Genomic DNA, 14,265 nt, shown 5'->3' with positions numbered 1-14,265 from the left:
GGTTAACAGGACGTTGCTGCCATGGTTGCGGTTTAGGAATCGTTAACGGCGTCTTGCATGGCGATGAATTTTGGCCAGGCCTCGGGGTCTGCGGCAGTTTTGTCGCGGCAGAATGCGTTGCAGAAACCCCAGCATTGCCCATCGAGCTCCAGAAAATTCGTCACTGGTTCCTCGGAATACGGGCAGCGCGCATTCAAGGAAGGGCCGGTTTCGACAGTTTTGGCAGTTGAAACACCACCAATTGGCCAGGGTGAAGAAACGGAGCCATGATTGTAGGGAAATGGATCATACTCAACCGTCAGTCCCATGGCTCGCCATTGCCGTACCGATTTTTCCCCAAGTAGAAAATGGCAATAGTCGCGATTGGCACCAGACACCGGCAGACCATAGCCCACAATCCTTGCTGCGACCGGGGTGTAAAACACATCCGCAAGCGAATAGGCTCCGAACAACGGGCCATCTGTAGCCCCGGATATCTGGCGGGCATGGGCCCACAGCGTTTCAACACGCGCCAGATCGGCCAGCGTATCCTGTGATGGGTTGAAGTCTTGCCAGGCGTGTTTCAACTGCATGGGGCAATCTTCGCGCAAGGCGCTGAAGCCGGCGGTCATCTCGGCGCAGAGCCAACGGGCCGTTGCCCGTGCTGCCGCATCTTTTGGCCAAAGCCCGGCATCGGGATGGCATTCAGCGAGCGTCTCGGCCATCGCCAGGCTTTCACCCACGACCGTTCCGTCGGGCATGCGCAAGGCAGGCACTAGCCGCGCGGGTGCGAGGGTTTGCATATCCTGCGCCATCGTGCCGGAATACAGCCCGATCATATGGTTTCGATAGGGCAGGCCAAACTTTTCTAGCATCAGCCAACCGCGCAAGGACCAGCTGGAAAACAGCCTGTCACCGATAAAGAGATCATAGGTCATGGGCCCACGATGGCGACGGGTTGGCAATTGGTAAATCAGTGATTTGTGCGCAGTAGGATCACGGACGGTGATTGATCGCCCCTGCGGACCAGCCCGTTCCCTCAAAGGTCACTTGGGTGACCGACAGGTTGTCGATACGATGGGCAAAGGTCTCTTGTCCGTCCAGATCAAGTGCCCGCTGAACCTGCGTCAGGATCACCCCGAAATGGGCGACGATCACAATATCGCGGCCATGATGATCCGCGATGAGGGCGTCAACGGCGCGATCGACGCGCGCGCGCACCTGGTTCCAGCTTTCCCCGTCTGGTGGGCGCACGTCACCGGGATTGTCCCAATAGGCAAAGGCCAGTTCGGCGTCTTCTGCCTCGATCTCCTTGAAACCACGCAGTTCCCATGCTCCGAAATTGATCTCTCGCAAATCACGATGATGCGGCAAGCGTGTGCGTGCGCCTTGAATAGCGGATGCGGTATCAACGGCGCGCGATAGGTCTGATGAGACAACGACGGCGTCATGAGGTAGGTAGTCATGCAGCCGCTTCAGCGCGGCAGTGTCGCTGAGATCAGCGGGAAGATCGGACCACCCGACCATGGTTTTGGCATGGGTTGGGCCGTGCCGGACCAGATGCAACCGCGTCACGCCAGTGCGCCTTTCAGAACTGTCGGCAGACCTGCTGTCACTTGAACCACCAACTCTGCCCGTGCCGCCAAGGCGATGTTCAATCGGCCCTGTGCCTCACGAAACCGGCGGGCCAAAGCGTTTTCGGGGACGATTCCGTGCCCCACCTCGTTCGATACGATGACGATTTGGGCCGGGCAGCTATTCAGGGCCTGTAACAGGGCGGTCTGCGCGATATGCAGATCACTTTCTGCCAACAGGTGATTGGTCAGCCACATGGTGGCGCAATCGATCAGGCAAATCTGTTCGGTGCTAAGATCAGCCAGAACGGGCGCCAGATCCAGTGGCGCCTCAATCGTATGCCAATCCGGCCCGCGCTGCGCGATATGGTGATCAACCTTCGCGCGCATCTCATCATCAAACACTTGTGAAGTGGCCAGGTAAACACGGCTTTTGCCCGACGATACAACCAGTTGTTCGGCAAACGCAGACTTGCCCGATGCAGCCCCACCTAGAACAAAGGTTAAATCGGGAAGCACAATTCTTACCTTTCAAGTGATCCGGTCTGTTGGGTTCTGCGTATCGACCATAGGTCGGCAAGGCAAGCCCGGCCATCGAATATGAAATAGGGAGAGTTTCATGGCACTTGACAACGCGACCGACTTTTCGATGTCCCGGCGAGCGATGAAGGCCGAGTTGCTGGATGCAGAGACAGAGCTGAAGCTGGCTTATGCGTGGCGAGACGAACGCGATGAACAAGCCCTGCACCGTCTGATCACCGCCTATATGCGGTTAGCTATTTCGATGGCAGCCAAATTCAAGCGCTATGGCGCGCCGATGAACGATCTGATCCAAGAGGCCGGGCTGGGCCTGATGAAAGCCGCCGACAAGTTCGACCCCGACCGGGGCGTGCGATTTTCCACCTATGCGGTTTGGTGGATCAAGGCCAGCATTCAGGACTATGTGATGCGCAACTGGTCGATGGTGCGCACCGGCTCGACCTCGTCTCAGAAATCCTTGTTTTTCAATATGCGCCGTGTTCAGGCGCGGCTGGAGCGTGAGGCCGCAACCGAGGGCCTTGAGTTGGACCGCCATCAATTGCACCAGATGATCGCCACCGAGATTGGTGTGCCGCTGCGCGATGTCGAGATGATGGAAGGTCGCCTGTCCGGGTCTGATTTCTCGCTGAATGCGGTGCAATCCGCCGATGAGGACGGACGCGAGTGGATTGACGCGCTGGAAGATGATCGAGAGCAGGCCGCCGAAGCGGTAGAACACAGCCATGATACCGAGCAATTGCGCGAATGGTTGCTGACTGCGATGAAGTCGCTGAATGATCGGGAAAGGTTCATCGTGCGTGAACGCAAGCTTCGGGAACCGGCACGAACCCTTGAAAGCTTGGGTGACGAGCTTGGTCTATCAAAGGAACGCGTGCGCCAGCTTGAGGCTGCCGCCTTCACGAAGATGCGTAAGAACCTTGAAGCCCAATCGCGTGAGGTGCAACACTTCATCGCATGACACGGCTTGCGATTCTTCTTTTTGCTCTAATAGTTACGGCAATCCCGGCGCGCCCGGGATGGGCCGCTCAACTTATTCCCGACGACGTGATTGCTGCGATGCAGGCAGCGGATGTCGTGATATTGGGCGAGATTCACGACAATCCGGACCATCACAAGGTTCAGACCGAGGCGATTGAGGTGATCGCCCCGTCCGCAGTCGTTTGGGAAATGGTCACCGAAGAGGGCGCACAACGTTTGGCGCAGACGGCGGCCTCGAACCCGGAAGAGCTGGGTCGTATTCTGCGCTGGGCAGAAACGGGCTGGCCGCCGCTCAGCATGTATTATCCTATCTTCCAGGCCACAGACGCGCCGGTTTATGGTGCGATGGTGCCGCGCGCCGCAGCACGTGCTGCTATGGAGCGCGGCGCGGCAACCGCACTTGGCGCAGATGCGGCACGATACGGTCTAACAGTGCCGCTGCCTGCGCAGGAACAAGCGGCGCGTGAGGCGGATCAACTTGTGGCGCATTGCAATGCACTGCCTCAGCACGTGCTGCCGCAGATGGTTGCGATACAACGCCTGCGTGATGCGGTGCTGACGCGGTCGATATTGCAAGCGATGGACGATACCGGTGGGCCCGTGGCCGTGATCACTGGCAACGGTCATGCGCGTAAGGATCGCGGTATCCCCACCTTCCTGTCTCGCCTACGTCCCGGATTGAAGGTCTTTGTGCTTGGCCAATCCGAAGGCGGGCAGATCGAAGGCACCTTTGATGTGGTCATCGATAGCCCTGAAGTAGATCGCGAAGACCCCTGCCAAGCCTTTGAGGTGCAGAATTAACCGCTGGTACTACGCCGTGGCCTTGCCTAATGTCAGCGCCGACCAGAACGGGAAAGGCTGAACATGCTGGCTTCCAAACGTATCCTGCTGATCATCGGAGGAGGGATCGCGGCCTACAAGTCGCTGGACCTGATCCGCCGCCTGAAAGAGCGTGGCGTGGCCGTGACCCCGGTTCTGACCCGCGCTGCCGAAGAATTTGTCACACCTTTGTCCGTGTCCGCACTGGCGGGCGAGAAATGCTATCGCGACCTGTTTGATCTGACGGATGAGGCAGAGATGGGCCATATCCAGCTGTCGCGTTCTGCCGATTTGATTGTGGTCGCCCCGGCGACGGCGGATCTGATGGGCAAGATGGCGGCGGGGTTGGCGAACGATCTGGCCTCGACCCTGTTAATGGCCACGGATACGCCCGTGTTATGCGCGCCCGCCATGAATGTGCGGATGTGGGATCACCCGGCGACGCAACGCAATCTTGCGCAATTGCAGGCCGATGGCGTGCGTTTTATCGGGCCAAACGAAGGCGATATGGCCTGTGGCGAATACGGCCCTGGTAGAATGTCTGAACCGTTGGAGATTGTTGCCGCTATCGAAGCGCAGATGGCAGATGGTCCGCTGCGAGGAAAACGTATCCTTGTGACATCAGGCCCGACACATGAACCGATCGATCCCGTGCGTTACATCGCCAACCGATCTTCGGGCGCGCAGGGTACGGCGGTGGCACGGGCTTTGGCGGCCTTGGGCGCAGATGTGACATTTGTTACCGGGCCGGCAGATGTGCCGCCCCCCGAAGGCGTGCAGGTTGTGCGCGTTGAAACAGCTCAGCAGATGTCAGACGCGGTGGATGCGGCCCTGCCCGTGGATGTGGGTGTATTTACGGCGGCTGTGGCGGATTGGCGAGTGGCCAGTGCATCAGATAGGAAGCTGAAGAAAACGCAGGATGGCTTGCCCGCGCTGGAGTTTTCCGAAAATCCGGACATCTTGAAACGTGTCTCATACATGGAGCACGGACGTCCGATGTTAGTTGTTGGCTTTGCCGCAGAAACCAACGACGTTCTTGAACATGCAACGGCAAAGCGCCAGCGCAAGGGGTGCGACTGGATCGTTGCCAATGATGTCAGCCCCCAGACCGGCATTATGGGCGGCACAGAGAATGCAGTTCTGCTGATTTCGGATGCTGGTACCGAAGAATGGCCGCGCATGGGCAAGGACGCCGTTGCGGCGCGGCTGGCGCAAAAGATTGCTGAGGCTTTGAGCAACTGATGCCCCCAGCCTTGAACAAAGAGGTACAATGATGGTTGCAATCCGTGTGATCCGCGAGGCTGGTGCAGATGCCTCGGTTGCGTTGCCGTCCTATGAGACAAGCGGAGCGGCTGGGGCAGACGTGCGAGCAAACCTGCCGGATGGCATCTCAATCACTCTGGATCCGGGACAGCGTGCGCTGATCCCGACGGGGCTGCGGATTGAGATTCCTGCAGGGTATGAAGTGCAGGTCAGGCCGCGTTCCGGGCTTGCGTTGAAACACGGTATTACCCTGCCAAACACGCCAGGTACAATCGACAGCGACTATCGCGGGCCATTGGGTGTGATCCTGATGAACGCGGGGCATGAGAGTTTCGAAGTTGCGCATGGCGAACGCATTGCGCAACTGGTCGTTGCCCCGGTAGTACAGGCAGATTTCCAGTTTGTAGATGAACTCAGCGAAACCGAACGCGGATCAGGCGGGTTCGGGTCCACCGGGCGCGGCTGATGCTGCTGGTTCTGCTGCTTGCCGCGGGGCTTTGGGGCGTCGGCTATGTCGCGGGCGTATCCCGTAGTGCGCGCATGGTTTCAGTGGGCGTTTTGCTGACGGGTGTCATCTTGGCGCAGCTGGTTCTGCCGGATGGTAACCCTCTGCGCGAGGCGACAGGCGGGTCCGCCGCGATGTGGCTGATCCTGGCGGGGTGCGTCGGGTTGGTTCTGGGCTATGGCAAGATTCTCAAGGCCCTGCGCAGCCGCGCCACATCCGCGTCTGAACAAGACCATCAGGTGCGCCCGGATCGGTTTTCGGAAACAGAACTCGACCGCTATGCCCGCCACATCGTATTGCGCGAATTGGGCGGACCGGGTCAGAAGAAGATGAAACAGGCGCGCGTGCTGGTGATTGGCGCAGGTGGTCTGGGTGCGCCGGCCCTGCAATATCTGGCGGCTGCGGGTGTGGGGACCATTGGGGTGATCGACGACGATGTAGTCGAGAACGCCAACTTGCAACGACAGGTCATTCACCGCGATGCCGATATCGGAATGCCCAAGGTTTTTTCCGCACAGCAGGCGATGGAAGCGCAGAACCCCAACGTAACGGTACTGCCATATAACCGCCGCCTGACCGCAGAGGTCGCGGCTGATCTGTTCGCTGATTTCGATCTGATCCTAGACGGAACGGACAACTTCGATACCCGCTATCTGGCCAACAGAACGGCTGTCGCACTGGGCAAACCGCTGATTTCCGGCGCTCTATCGCAATGGGAAGGGCAATTGAGCATCTTTGATCCTGCAACCGCAGGCCCGTGCTACCAGTGCATCTTCCCAGAAGCGCCTGCCGCCGGGCTCGCCCCATCCTGTGCCGAGGCTGGAGTGATCGGGCCGCTGCCCGGCGTGGTCGGGTCGATGATGGCGGTCGAGGCGATCAAGGTGATCACAGGTGCCGGTGCCGCCTTGCGCGGTGAGATGTTGATCTATGATGCGCTTTATGGGGAAAGCCGCAAGATCACCCTGTCGAAACGCGCCGATTGCCCGATTTGCGGGCAGGTTGGGGCCTAGTTTCGACGTCAAATTTCACTCCCCCTCTGGACCATTGCTGACCCTCTACATAGCTTGAAGGGCAAAGGAGACCTGCATGACCAACCCGATCTTGTCCGACTGGACCACGCCCTTTGAGATCGCCCCGTTTGCCGCGATTTCAGATGAAGACTTCGCCCCGGCGTTGGACGAGGCGATGGCGGCGCATAACGCTCAAATCGATGCGATCTCTGTCAACCCAGACGTGCCCACCTTTGCCAACACAATCGAAGCGCTTGAAGCGGCGGGTGAGCAGTTGGACAAGGTCTTGTCGGTGTTTTTCACGGTGGCGGGCGCTGATAGCAACCCGAAACGCGAGGAATTGCAGCGGGAGTTTTCACCGAAGCTATCGGCGCATTTCTCGGGCATTTCATCGAACAAGGATTTGTTCCGCCGGGTGGCTGATCTTTGGCAGCGGCGCGATGATCTGGACCTGAATGACGAACAAGCCCGCGTTCTGATGCTGACTCATCGCGGCTTGGTCCGCGCCGGTGCGGCGCTGGAGGGTGAAGCCGATGCCCGGATGCAAGAGATCAAGTCTCGCCTTGCTTCGCTGGGCACTTCGTTCACCCAGAATCTGCTGGCGGATGAGCGTGACTGGTTCATGGAACTGGCCGAGGATGATCTGGACGGTCTGCCCGATTTCGTGATCGCTGCGGCGCGCGCCGCGGGTGAGGAGAAGGGTGCGAACGGGCCGGCTGTGACCCTGTCCCGCTCACTGATCGTGCCGTTCCTGCAATTCTCATCCCGTCGCGATCTTCGGGCAAAAGCCTATCACGCATGGTCTGCGCGGGGGGCGAATGGGAACGAGACGGACAACCGCGAGATTGCAGCCGAAATCCTGACCCTGCGGGAAGAACGCGCCAAGTTGCTGGGCTATGACAGCTTTGCGGAGTTCAAACTGGAAACCGAGATGGCCCGCTCGCCAGACCGCGTGCGCGATCTGTTGATGCAGGTTTGGGAACCCGCCAAAGCCCGCGCCGATGCGGATGCCGATATCCTGACGGCTATGATGCAAGAGGATGGCGTCAATGGCCCGCTGGAAGCCTGGGACTGGCGCTACTATGCCGAGAAGCGCCGCAAGGCCGAGCATGATCTGGATGAGGCGGCGCTGAAACCGTACCTGCAGCTGGACCGGATGATCGAGGCGTCGTTTGCCTGTGCCAACCGTCTGTTCGGGTTGGAGTTCGCTCCGCTCGACGTAGCCCTCTATCACCCCGATTGCCGGGCCTGGGAAGTGACGCGGAATGGGCGTCACGTGGCGGTTTTCATCGGGGATTACTTTGCGCGTGGTTCGAAACGGTCGGGCGCGTGGTGCAGCGCCATGCGGGCGCAGGCGAAGTTCCCCGAAGAACAGACCCCCGTCGTAGTCAACGTGTGCAACTTCGCCAAGGGCGATCCAGCGCTGCTGTCCTATGATGACGCCCGGACCCTGTTCCACGAGTTCGGCCATGCGCTGCATCAGATGCTGTCGAACGTGACCTATGAAAGCATCTCGGGCACATCCGTCGCGCGGGATTTTGTCGAACTGCCCAGCCAGTTGTACGAACATTGGCTGGAAGTGCCCGAGGTACTGGCGGAATACGCAACTCATGCCGAGACGGGTGGGCCGATGCCTCAGGCGATGTTGGAGAAGGTGCTGAAGGCAGCCAATTTCGATCAGGGGTTCCAGACGGTCGAATATGTGGCCTCGGCCTTGGTTGATCTGGCCTTTCATGAAGGTTCGGCCCCTGCTGATCCGATGTCAAAACAGGCCGAGGTATTGGCAGAAATCGGCATGCCAAAGGCCATCGGGATGCGCCACGCCACCCCGCATTTCGCCCATGTCTTTGCGGGCGACGGGTACAGCGCGGGCTACTACAGCTACATGTGGTCAGAGGTCATGGATGCCGACGCCTTCGCAGCCTTCGAAGAGGCCGGAGGGGCCTTTGACCCCGAACGCGCCAAGGCGCTGGAGGAGAATATCCTCTCCACCGGCGGATCGCGCGAGGCCGAAGATCTGTATCTGGCCTTCCGTGGCCGATTGCCGGGTGTCGAGGCTTTGTTAAAAGGGCGCGGGTTGATCGCAGCCTAACTGGATCTGGCCGTCAGTATCCCAACTGGCGGTCCACCAGATGCACGAAGGGCTCACCAGCTTCGCCGCGCTGGATATTTTCGCAGATCACCTGTGCCGCCGTAACCGGCCGGGTCTCGGACGCGATGTGCGGGGTGACGGTGACGTTTGGATGTTCCCAATAAGGGTGTTCGAGTGGCAGCGGTTCGACCCGAAACACATCCAGCGTGGCGTGTCCGACTTGCCCGGTGTTCAGCGCATCCAACAGGGCGCCGTCATCGATCAAAGGGCCGCGTCCGGGATTGATGATCTTTGTTCCTGTCGGCATCAGTGCCAATGTCTCGGCGTTCAGAGTGTTTTCCGTAGCAGGCGTGTCTGGCAACAGCAGTACGACGATTTCGGCCTGAGACAAAGCGGTACGTAAACCGTCGGTCCCATGCAGACAGGTCACGCCTTGGATGTCCTTTTGGGTGCGGCTCCAACCCAAGACGCGAAAGTTCAAAGCGGCCAGCGCCAGCGCCACTGCTTGCCCCAACTCTCCCAACCCCAGCACGCAGACCGTGCGCTCGGTCGCCAAGGGCGGTGCGGTCGGGGTCCATGCGCCGTCTTGCACGGTGATATGGGCATCCATGCCCAGATGATACCGTAAGGTGTGGCCCAGGGCCCACTCGGTCATGCCCTGTGTCAGCCCGTGATCGACCATGCGAGCCAGTGGAACGGTCAGTGTCTCGTTGTCGGCGATGCTCTCAACCCCGGCCCAGAGGCTCAGCACGGCCTTCAGCCTTGAATAGGGCGTGAAGTCCAGCAGGCCACCATTTGGCGCGTAAACGACATAATCGACCTGATCCGGTTCCATGTTTGTGGCCAGATTCACATCCAACCGGGCCTCGGCCAGACCGTTTGTCAAAAGCGGTTCATAGACCGGCCACAGTTCAGGGCGCGCAGAGAACAGGATATTGACGGGCATGAAGGGCCTTTCAGATCAGCGGGGGCGGTGGATATGCGCGCTTTGGACGATGCCGAAGGCGGCCATCAGGACCAGCATGGCAGATCCGCCATAGCTGACCATTGGCAGCGGTACGCCCACAACCGGGGCCAGCCCCATCACCATCGACATGTTGACTGCGAAGAACAGGAAGAAGTTCAGCGCAATGCCCAGCACCACCAGGGACGAAAACCGATCTTTGGTCGACAATGCCGTGACCATGCAAAAGATCAGGATCAGGGCATACAGGACCAATAGGGTGATGCCGCCGACAAAGCCGAACTCTTCGGCCAGCGTGGTGAAGATGAAATCGGTATGTTTCTCGGGCAAGAAGTTCAGGCGCGACTGGGTGCCCTGCATGAATCCCCGACCGTTCCAGCCACCCGACCCCAAAGCGATTTTCGATTGGGTAATGTGATACCCCGCGCCCAATGGGTCGGTGGACGGATCCAGAAACGTGTCTATGCGGCGGAACTGATAGTCTTTCAGCAATTGCCATTCCGTGCCCCGGCTGTTGAACACGGTTGCAATCAGGCCCACGACGGCAGCGATTACAGCGGCGAAATAGGCCCAGTGCACACCGGCCAGAAACATGAGGCCGCCCCCTGCGGCCAGCAGCAGGATCGAGGTTCCGAGATCCGGTTGCCGTAGGACCATGAAGGTCGGGATCAGGATTAGGATTACCGGTAGGATTACCCAAAGCGGGCGCGAGGTTTTGTGTGATGGTAGCCAGTCGTAATAAGCGGCCAGGAGCATGACCAGCGTGACTTTCATGACCTCTGAGGGTTGCAGCCGCATAAACCCCAGATCGATCCAGCGTTGTGCCCCCATGCCAACCGTGCCGAAAAGCTCAACAAAAACAAGCAGTGCGATTGAGCCCAGATAGGCCAGCACCGACATGTTGCGCCAGAACCAGATTGGCACCAGTGCAACGATGAACATCACTGTCAGGCCCAGGCCAAACCGCTCCATCTGAGGTTCGGCCCAGGGCATCCATGATCCGCCCGCCACGGAATACAACATCAGGAATCCGGCGCTGGCCGTGCTGATCAGCAACAGCGTCAGGGGCCAGTTCATGTATAGAAACTTGCGCAACCCCGATGGTGTGGATTTGACGTTATACTCAAGATAGCTCATGCGCGGTCTTTTTCGTCAGGACGCGCTTTGGGGCGGCGGTCGCCCTCAAGCCGTTTTTGCTGTTCCTTGATGCGGTCGCGGTCGGCAACCGGATAGGCCTCAAGCGGCGGGGTGCCTTTGTAGAGGGCCTGCAGCATGATATCCCGCGCGACCGGGGCCGCGGCTTTTGATCCGCCACCCCCATGTTCCACTACCACGGCAATCGCGTATTTGGGATTGTCATAAGGTGCAAAGCTAACGAACAGGGCATGGTCACGCCGTTCCCAGGGCAGGTCTTCGTTGCGGATCACCCCAGCGGCCCGTTCGGCCTTGGTGATGTTGCGGACCTGGCTGGTGCCGGTCTTGCCCGCCATGCGCAGATCATCTGCGATGATCCGGCTGCGATAGGCCGTCCCGCGACGGTCATTCGACACCGACCACATCGCCTCGCGAATGTAGCGCAGGTTGGTTGGGCTGATCGGTAGCGCTTCACCCGCGCCCGTGGGCTGTTCGACCCCGTTGATCGACCGCACCAGTCGGGGCGCAACGGCGCGCCCGGTGGCGATCCTTGCGGTCATCACGGCCAGTTGCATGGGCGAGGCGAGCATGAAGCCCTGCCCGATGGACGCATTGGCCGTATCACCGATCAGCCATTCCTCGCCATGAACACGCTGTTTCCATGCCTGATTGGGCGCCAGTCCGGCGCGCACGGCGGACATGGGGATGTCATGCTTGATTCCCAGGCCAAGGATGTTGGACATCTCAGAGATTTTGTCGATGCCGACCTTGATCGCCACGTCGTAGTAATACACGTCGCAGCTGCGTTTCAGAGATGTATTCAAGTCCACCATTCCATGACCGCCGCGTTTCCAGCAGTGGAAGCGGCGACTGCCGACTTTCAGGTGGCCGGGGCAATAGACGGTATTACCGGGGCCTACGACACCAGCTTCTAGTGCGGCCAGTGCAGTGACCATCTTGAAGGTCGACCCCGGCGGATACGTGCCCTGAACTGTCTTGTTGGCCAGCGGGCGATACTTGTCCTGTGTCAGGAATTGATAGTCCGCGACCGAGATACCGCGCACGAACAGGTTGGGGTCGAAGCTGGGGGCAGAGGCCATGGCGCGCAGATCGCCGGTTTCGCAATCGATGACAACGGCGGCGGCACTTTCCCCGGCCAGCCGGGCCTGTGCGTATTGTTGCAGGTCAGCGTCGACGGACAATTGCAGGTCGGCACCAGGCTGACCCTCCTGTCGATCCAACTCTCGCATGACACGACCCGTCGCGTTGACCTCAACCCGTTTGGACCCGGCCCGACCACGCAGCGAAATTTCCTGTTTCGCCTCCAATCCGACCTTGCCGATCTGGAACCGGGGGATGCGCAGCACCGGTTCGGGGTCTTCGATCTGGCTGAGGTCATAGTCGCTGACCGGGCCAACATAACCGACGATATGGGCGAAATCCTCGTATCTGGGATATTGCCGGGTCGAGCCCACCTCGGGTGTCACGCCAGGAAGGGCAGGTGCGTTCACCGCGACCTTCGAGATGTCCTCCCACGTCACCTGATCCGCCAGAGTAACTGGCAAGAACGGAGCCGAGCGGCGTATCTCGGTCTTGGCACGTTCGATCTCATCCTCGGTCAGCGGGATTAGATTGGACAGCTTGGCAATCACCTTGTCCAGATCACCTGCATCTTCGGGAACGATAACGATGCGATATGATGGCGTGTTTTGCCCGATGATCTGACCGTTGCGGTCATAGATTCGGCCACGTGTCGGTGGGATCAGGCGGAGGTTGATGCGGTTTTCTTCGGCCAAAAGACGGTACTGATCGGCCTGTTCGACTTGCATGAACCGCATCCGCGCGGCCAGCCCGCCGACAAAGGCGGCTTGCAAACCGCCCAATATCAAGGCTCGGCGTGGGAGGCGTTTGTAGGCGAGCCCTTGCGCTTTGGGTTTGCGTTGCTTCATGCCCGCGCCCCCGCAACACTAGCGTCTGCCGCTGATATCCTGCGTACGCCGCACACGGATTGGCTGAGAAGGACGATCACAGGATAGGTTGCTATCGTCACGATCAACTGGAACAGAACGGGCCCGAAGGCAGCTTGGTCGACGGACAGGAGCGCCAGGATAATGCGGTTGCTGAGAAAGACCGCAGTGGTGACCACGCTGACGGATATCCATTCACTAACGAACCCGGCGTCTCGCATGCTTGGCGCGGCCCCACGCAGATAGGCGGCGCCAAGCACGACCAAAGCCGCTAGCAATCCTGGAGGTCGTTGCAATAGCAGATCGGCCATCAGCATCACGGCGGCAATCAACAAGGTTGGAACATATTCCGGGCGGCGCAGCACCCAGGCAAAGCTCAGTGCGATCATCACATCCGGAAAAGGCCAGCGATCGGGCTGTGCGTTCAGTGGCAGCAGGTGCAGGAAAAGAACGAGAAACGCTATCAGGATGTAAAGCCCGCGCATGGCCCAGTTGTAAGAGGCGGGTCTATCCATCGCCGGCCTCCTCGGATGTTAGGGCCGCTTCGGGCTGTGTTGGCCCGACAACCGTGCCGGGATCCCGAATGGTTGGGGCTGCGTTGAAGCGTAGAACGCGAAGAAACTCCAACCGCTCGAAATCGGCGGACAGTCGCACGCGCAAGCGGCCCCCCGGGTCCTCTGCGATTTGCCCGACCAGCAGTCCGGCCGGAAAAACGCCTCCGTCCCCCGACGTAGTCACTCGGTCCCCAGGGCGCACAAGTTCCCGGTTTTCCAGAAACTCGACGGCAGGAGCGGGGGTGTTGTCACCCGCAATCAAGGCTGTTTGCCCCGAAGGCTGGATGGTCGCCGGTATCGCGCTGGACGCATCGGTCAGCAAAATGACCCGCGCTGTATCGGGCCCCACGCCGGAGATGCGACCCACCAGCCCAATCCCGTCCATCGAGGCCCAGCCATCAACGATTCCGTCCCGAGCGCCCACGTTCAGCAGAACCGACTGCCGAAACGGAGAGCCGCTGTCGGCCATCACGACGCCGGTGATATAGGTCAGGCGTGGGTCAAGACGCACATTATTCAGATCCAAAAGGCGCGCGTTTTCCTGCTCCAATTGCAGGGCGGCCTCTTTCCACGCCCGCATCAGGCGCAATTCGCTGCGCAGCTCTTGGTTTTGTTCGCTGAGGCTTTGGTAGCTTTGAAAGTCACGCACCAGATTGACCGTTGCCGTGACCGGGACCATGGCCCATTCCATTGATGGGACAACAGCGTCCACCACCTGTGCGCGGAACCGTTCGACTCTTGGGCTGTCAATGCGCCAGACAATGAATATGCCCAGCAGGCACAGCACAACAATCCCCAGCAACAGTCGGCGCAGCGGGGTCGTGTAGTCATCGCGCTGTGATCGGTCTTTTGCCACAGGTTACCTTCCCGTGCTGCTCGTGCCGAA

At 59.7% G+C, this 14,265-nt stretch carries 14 protein-coding genes; 6 read left to right on the top strand and 8 right to left on the bottom strand.

Annotated elements, in window-relative coordinates; genetic code table 11:
* Positions 1-32 precede the first annotated feature (32 nt).
* Genes ACR0EL_RS11800 through cobU form a run of 3 tightly spaced genes read right to left on the bottom strand, consistent with a single transcriptional unit; the run spans position 33 to position 2,072 of the window.
* The gene (locus ACR0EL_RS11800; RefSeq protein ID WP_480500075.1) at positions 33-917 is read right to left on the bottom strand and encodes a glutathione S-transferase; all 885 of its coding nucleotides are present in this window, start codon (positions 915-917) and stop codon (positions 33-35) included.
* Between the two features lie 58 nt (positions 918-975).
* The gene (locus ACR0EL_RS11795; protein ID WP_480500074.1) at positions 976-1,554 is read right to left on the bottom strand and encodes a histidine phosphatase family protein; all 579 of its coding nucleotides are present in this window, start codon (positions 1,552-1,554) and stop codon (positions 976-978) included.
* Positions 1,551-2,072 carry a bifunctional adenosylcobinamide kinase/adenosylcobinamide-phosphate guanylyltransferase gene (cobU, locus tag ACR0EL_RS11790; protein WP_480500073.1) on the bottom strand — a complete coding sequence of 174 codons (522 nt, stop codon included), beginning with the start codon at positions 2,070-2,072 and terminating at the stop codon, positions 1,551-1,553. Before cobU ends, ACR0EL_RS11795 begins: the two co-directional genes overlap by 4 nt.
* A 100-nt stretch (positions 2,073-2,172) precedes the next feature.
* Between cobU and ACR0EL_RS11785 the strand changes: the two genes are divergently transcribed.
* The 6 genes from ACR0EL_RS11785 (at position 2,173) to ACR0EL_RS11760 (ending at position 8,760) form a co-directional block, all read left to right on the top strand.
* Positions 2,173-3,051, top strand: a complete 879-nt coding sequence (locus ACR0EL_RS11785) for an RNA polymerase factor sigma-32 (RefSeq protein ID WP_480500072.1) — start codon at positions 2,173-2,175, stop codon at positions 3,049-3,051.
* Complete coding sequence (locus ACR0EL_RS11780; protein WP_480500071.1) at positions 3,048-3,872, top strand: ChaN family lipoprotein; 825 nt, start codon at positions 3,048-3,050, stop codon at positions 3,870-3,872. Before ACR0EL_RS11785 ends, ACR0EL_RS11780 begins: the two co-directional genes overlap by 4 nt.
* 63 nt (positions 3,873-3,935) lie before the next feature.
* Positions 3,936-5,132 (top strand): bifunctional phosphopantothenoylcysteine decarboxylase/phosphopantothenate--cysteine ligase CoaBC, encoded by a 1,197-nt coding sequence (coaBC, locus tag ACR0EL_RS11775; protein WP_480500070.1) that lies wholly within the window; start codon positions 3,936-3,938, stop codon positions 5,130-5,132.
* A 31-nt stretch (positions 5,133-5,163) separates the two neighbouring features.
* Complete coding sequence (gene dut, locus ACR0EL_RS11770) at positions 5,164-5,619, top strand: dUTP diphosphatase (protein WP_480500151.1); 456 nt, start codon at positions 5,164-5,166, stop codon at positions 5,617-5,619.
* Complete coding sequence (locus ACR0EL_RS11765) at positions 5,619-6,668, top strand: HesA/MoeB/ThiF family protein (protein WP_480500069.1); 1,050 nt, start codon at positions 5,619-5,621, stop codon at positions 6,666-6,668. Before dut ends, ACR0EL_RS11765 begins: the two co-directional genes overlap by 1 nt.
* A gap of 76 nt (positions 6,669-6,744) precedes the next feature.
* The gene (locus ACR0EL_RS11760) at positions 6,745-8,760 is read left to right on the top strand and encodes a M3 family metallopeptidase (RefSeq protein WP_480500068.1); all 2,016 of its coding nucleotides are present in this window, start codon (positions 6,745-6,747) and stop codon (positions 8,758-8,760) included.
* 13 nt (positions 8,761-8,773) lie between these two features.
* Here ACR0EL_RS11760 and ACR0EL_RS11755 read toward each other — a convergent pair whose 3' ends face one another.
* Genes ACR0EL_RS11755 through mreC form a run of 5 tightly spaced genes read right to left on the bottom strand, consistent with a single transcriptional unit; the run spans position 8,774 to position 14,235 of the window.
* Positions 8,774-9,706 carry a 2-hydroxyacid dehydrogenase gene (locus ACR0EL_RS11755; protein ID WP_480500067.1) on the bottom strand — a complete coding sequence of 311 codons (933 nt, stop codon included), beginning with the start codon at positions 9,704-9,706 and terminating at the stop codon, positions 8,774-8,776.
* A gap of 15 nt (positions 9,707-9,721) precedes the next feature.
* Positions 9,722-10,861, bottom strand: a complete 1,140-nt coding sequence (gene rodA / locus ACR0EL_RS11750) for a rod shape-determining protein RodA (RefSeq protein WP_480500065.1) — start codon at positions 10,859-10,861, stop codon at positions 9,722-9,724.
* The gene (gene mrdA / locus ACR0EL_RS11745; protein ID WP_353011856.1) at positions 10,858-12,807 is read right to left on the bottom strand and encodes a penicillin-binding protein 2; all 1,950 of its coding nucleotides are present in this window, start codon (positions 12,805-12,807) and stop codon (positions 10,858-10,860) included. Before mrdA ends, rodA begins: the two co-directional genes overlap by 4 nt.
* Entirely contained in the window at positions 12,804-13,340 is a 537-nt protein-coding gene (locus ACR0EL_RS11740; RefSeq protein WP_480500064.1) for a rod shape-determining protein MreD, read from the bottom strand. Before ACR0EL_RS11740 ends, mrdA begins: the two co-directional genes overlap by 4 nt.
* A complete protein-coding gene (mreC, locus tag ACR0EL_RS11735; protein ID WP_480500063.1) occupies positions 13,333-14,235 on the bottom strand; it encodes a rod shape-determining protein MreC in 903 nt (300 codons plus the stop codon). The genes ACR0EL_RS11740 and mreC overlap by 8 nt, the downstream gene beginning before the upstream one ends.
* Between the last annotated feature and the right edge of the window lie 30 nt (positions 14,236-14,265).

Source organism: Ruegeria sp. AH12, assembly GCF_056541465.1.
This window is presented reverse-complemented; position numbering and strand designations above follow the sequence as displayed.

Coding starts and splice junctions, on each gene's coding strand:
- ACR0EL_RS11760 (WP_480500068.1), top strand. CDS start 6,745: ATGACCAACCCGATCTTGTCCGACTGGACCACGCCCTTTGAGATCGCC.
- ACR0EL_RS11785 (WP_480500072.1), top strand. CDS start 2,173: ATGGCACTTGACAACGCGACCGACTTTTCGATGTCCCGGCGAGCGATG.
- ACR0EL_RS11755 (WP_480500067.1), bottom strand. CDS start 9,706: ATGCCCGTCAATATCCTGTTCTCTGCGCGCCCTGAACTGTGGCCGGTC.
- mrdA (WP_353011856.1), bottom strand. CDS start 12,807: ATGAAGCAACGCAAACCCAAAGCGCAAGGGCTCGCCTACAAACGCCTC.
- coaBC (WP_480500070.1), top strand. CDS start 3,936: ATGCTGGCTTCCAAACGTATCCTGCTGATCATCGGAGGAGGGATCGCG.
- rodA (WP_480500065.1), bottom strand. CDS start 10,861: ATGAGCTATCTTGAGTATAACGTCAAATCCACACCATCGGGGTTGCGC.
- dut (WP_480500151.1), top strand. CDS start 5,164: ATGGTTGCAATCCGTGTGATCCGCGAGGCTGGTGCAGATGCCTCGGTT.
- ACR0EL_RS11765 (WP_480500069.1), top strand. CDS start 5,619: ATGCTGCTGGTTCTGCTGCTTGCCGCGGGGCTTTGGGGCGTCGGCTAT.
- ACR0EL_RS11740 (WP_480500064.1), bottom strand. CDS start 13,340: ATGGATAGACCCGCCTCTTACAACTGGGCCATGCGCGGGCTTTACATC.
- ACR0EL_RS11800 (WP_480500075.1), bottom strand. CDS start 917: ATGACCTATGATCTCTTTATCGGTGACAGGCTGTTTTCCAGCTGGTCC.
- ACR0EL_RS11780 (WP_480500071.1), top strand. CDS start 3,048: ATGACACGGCTTGCGATTCTTCTTTTTGCTCTAATAGTTACGGCAATC.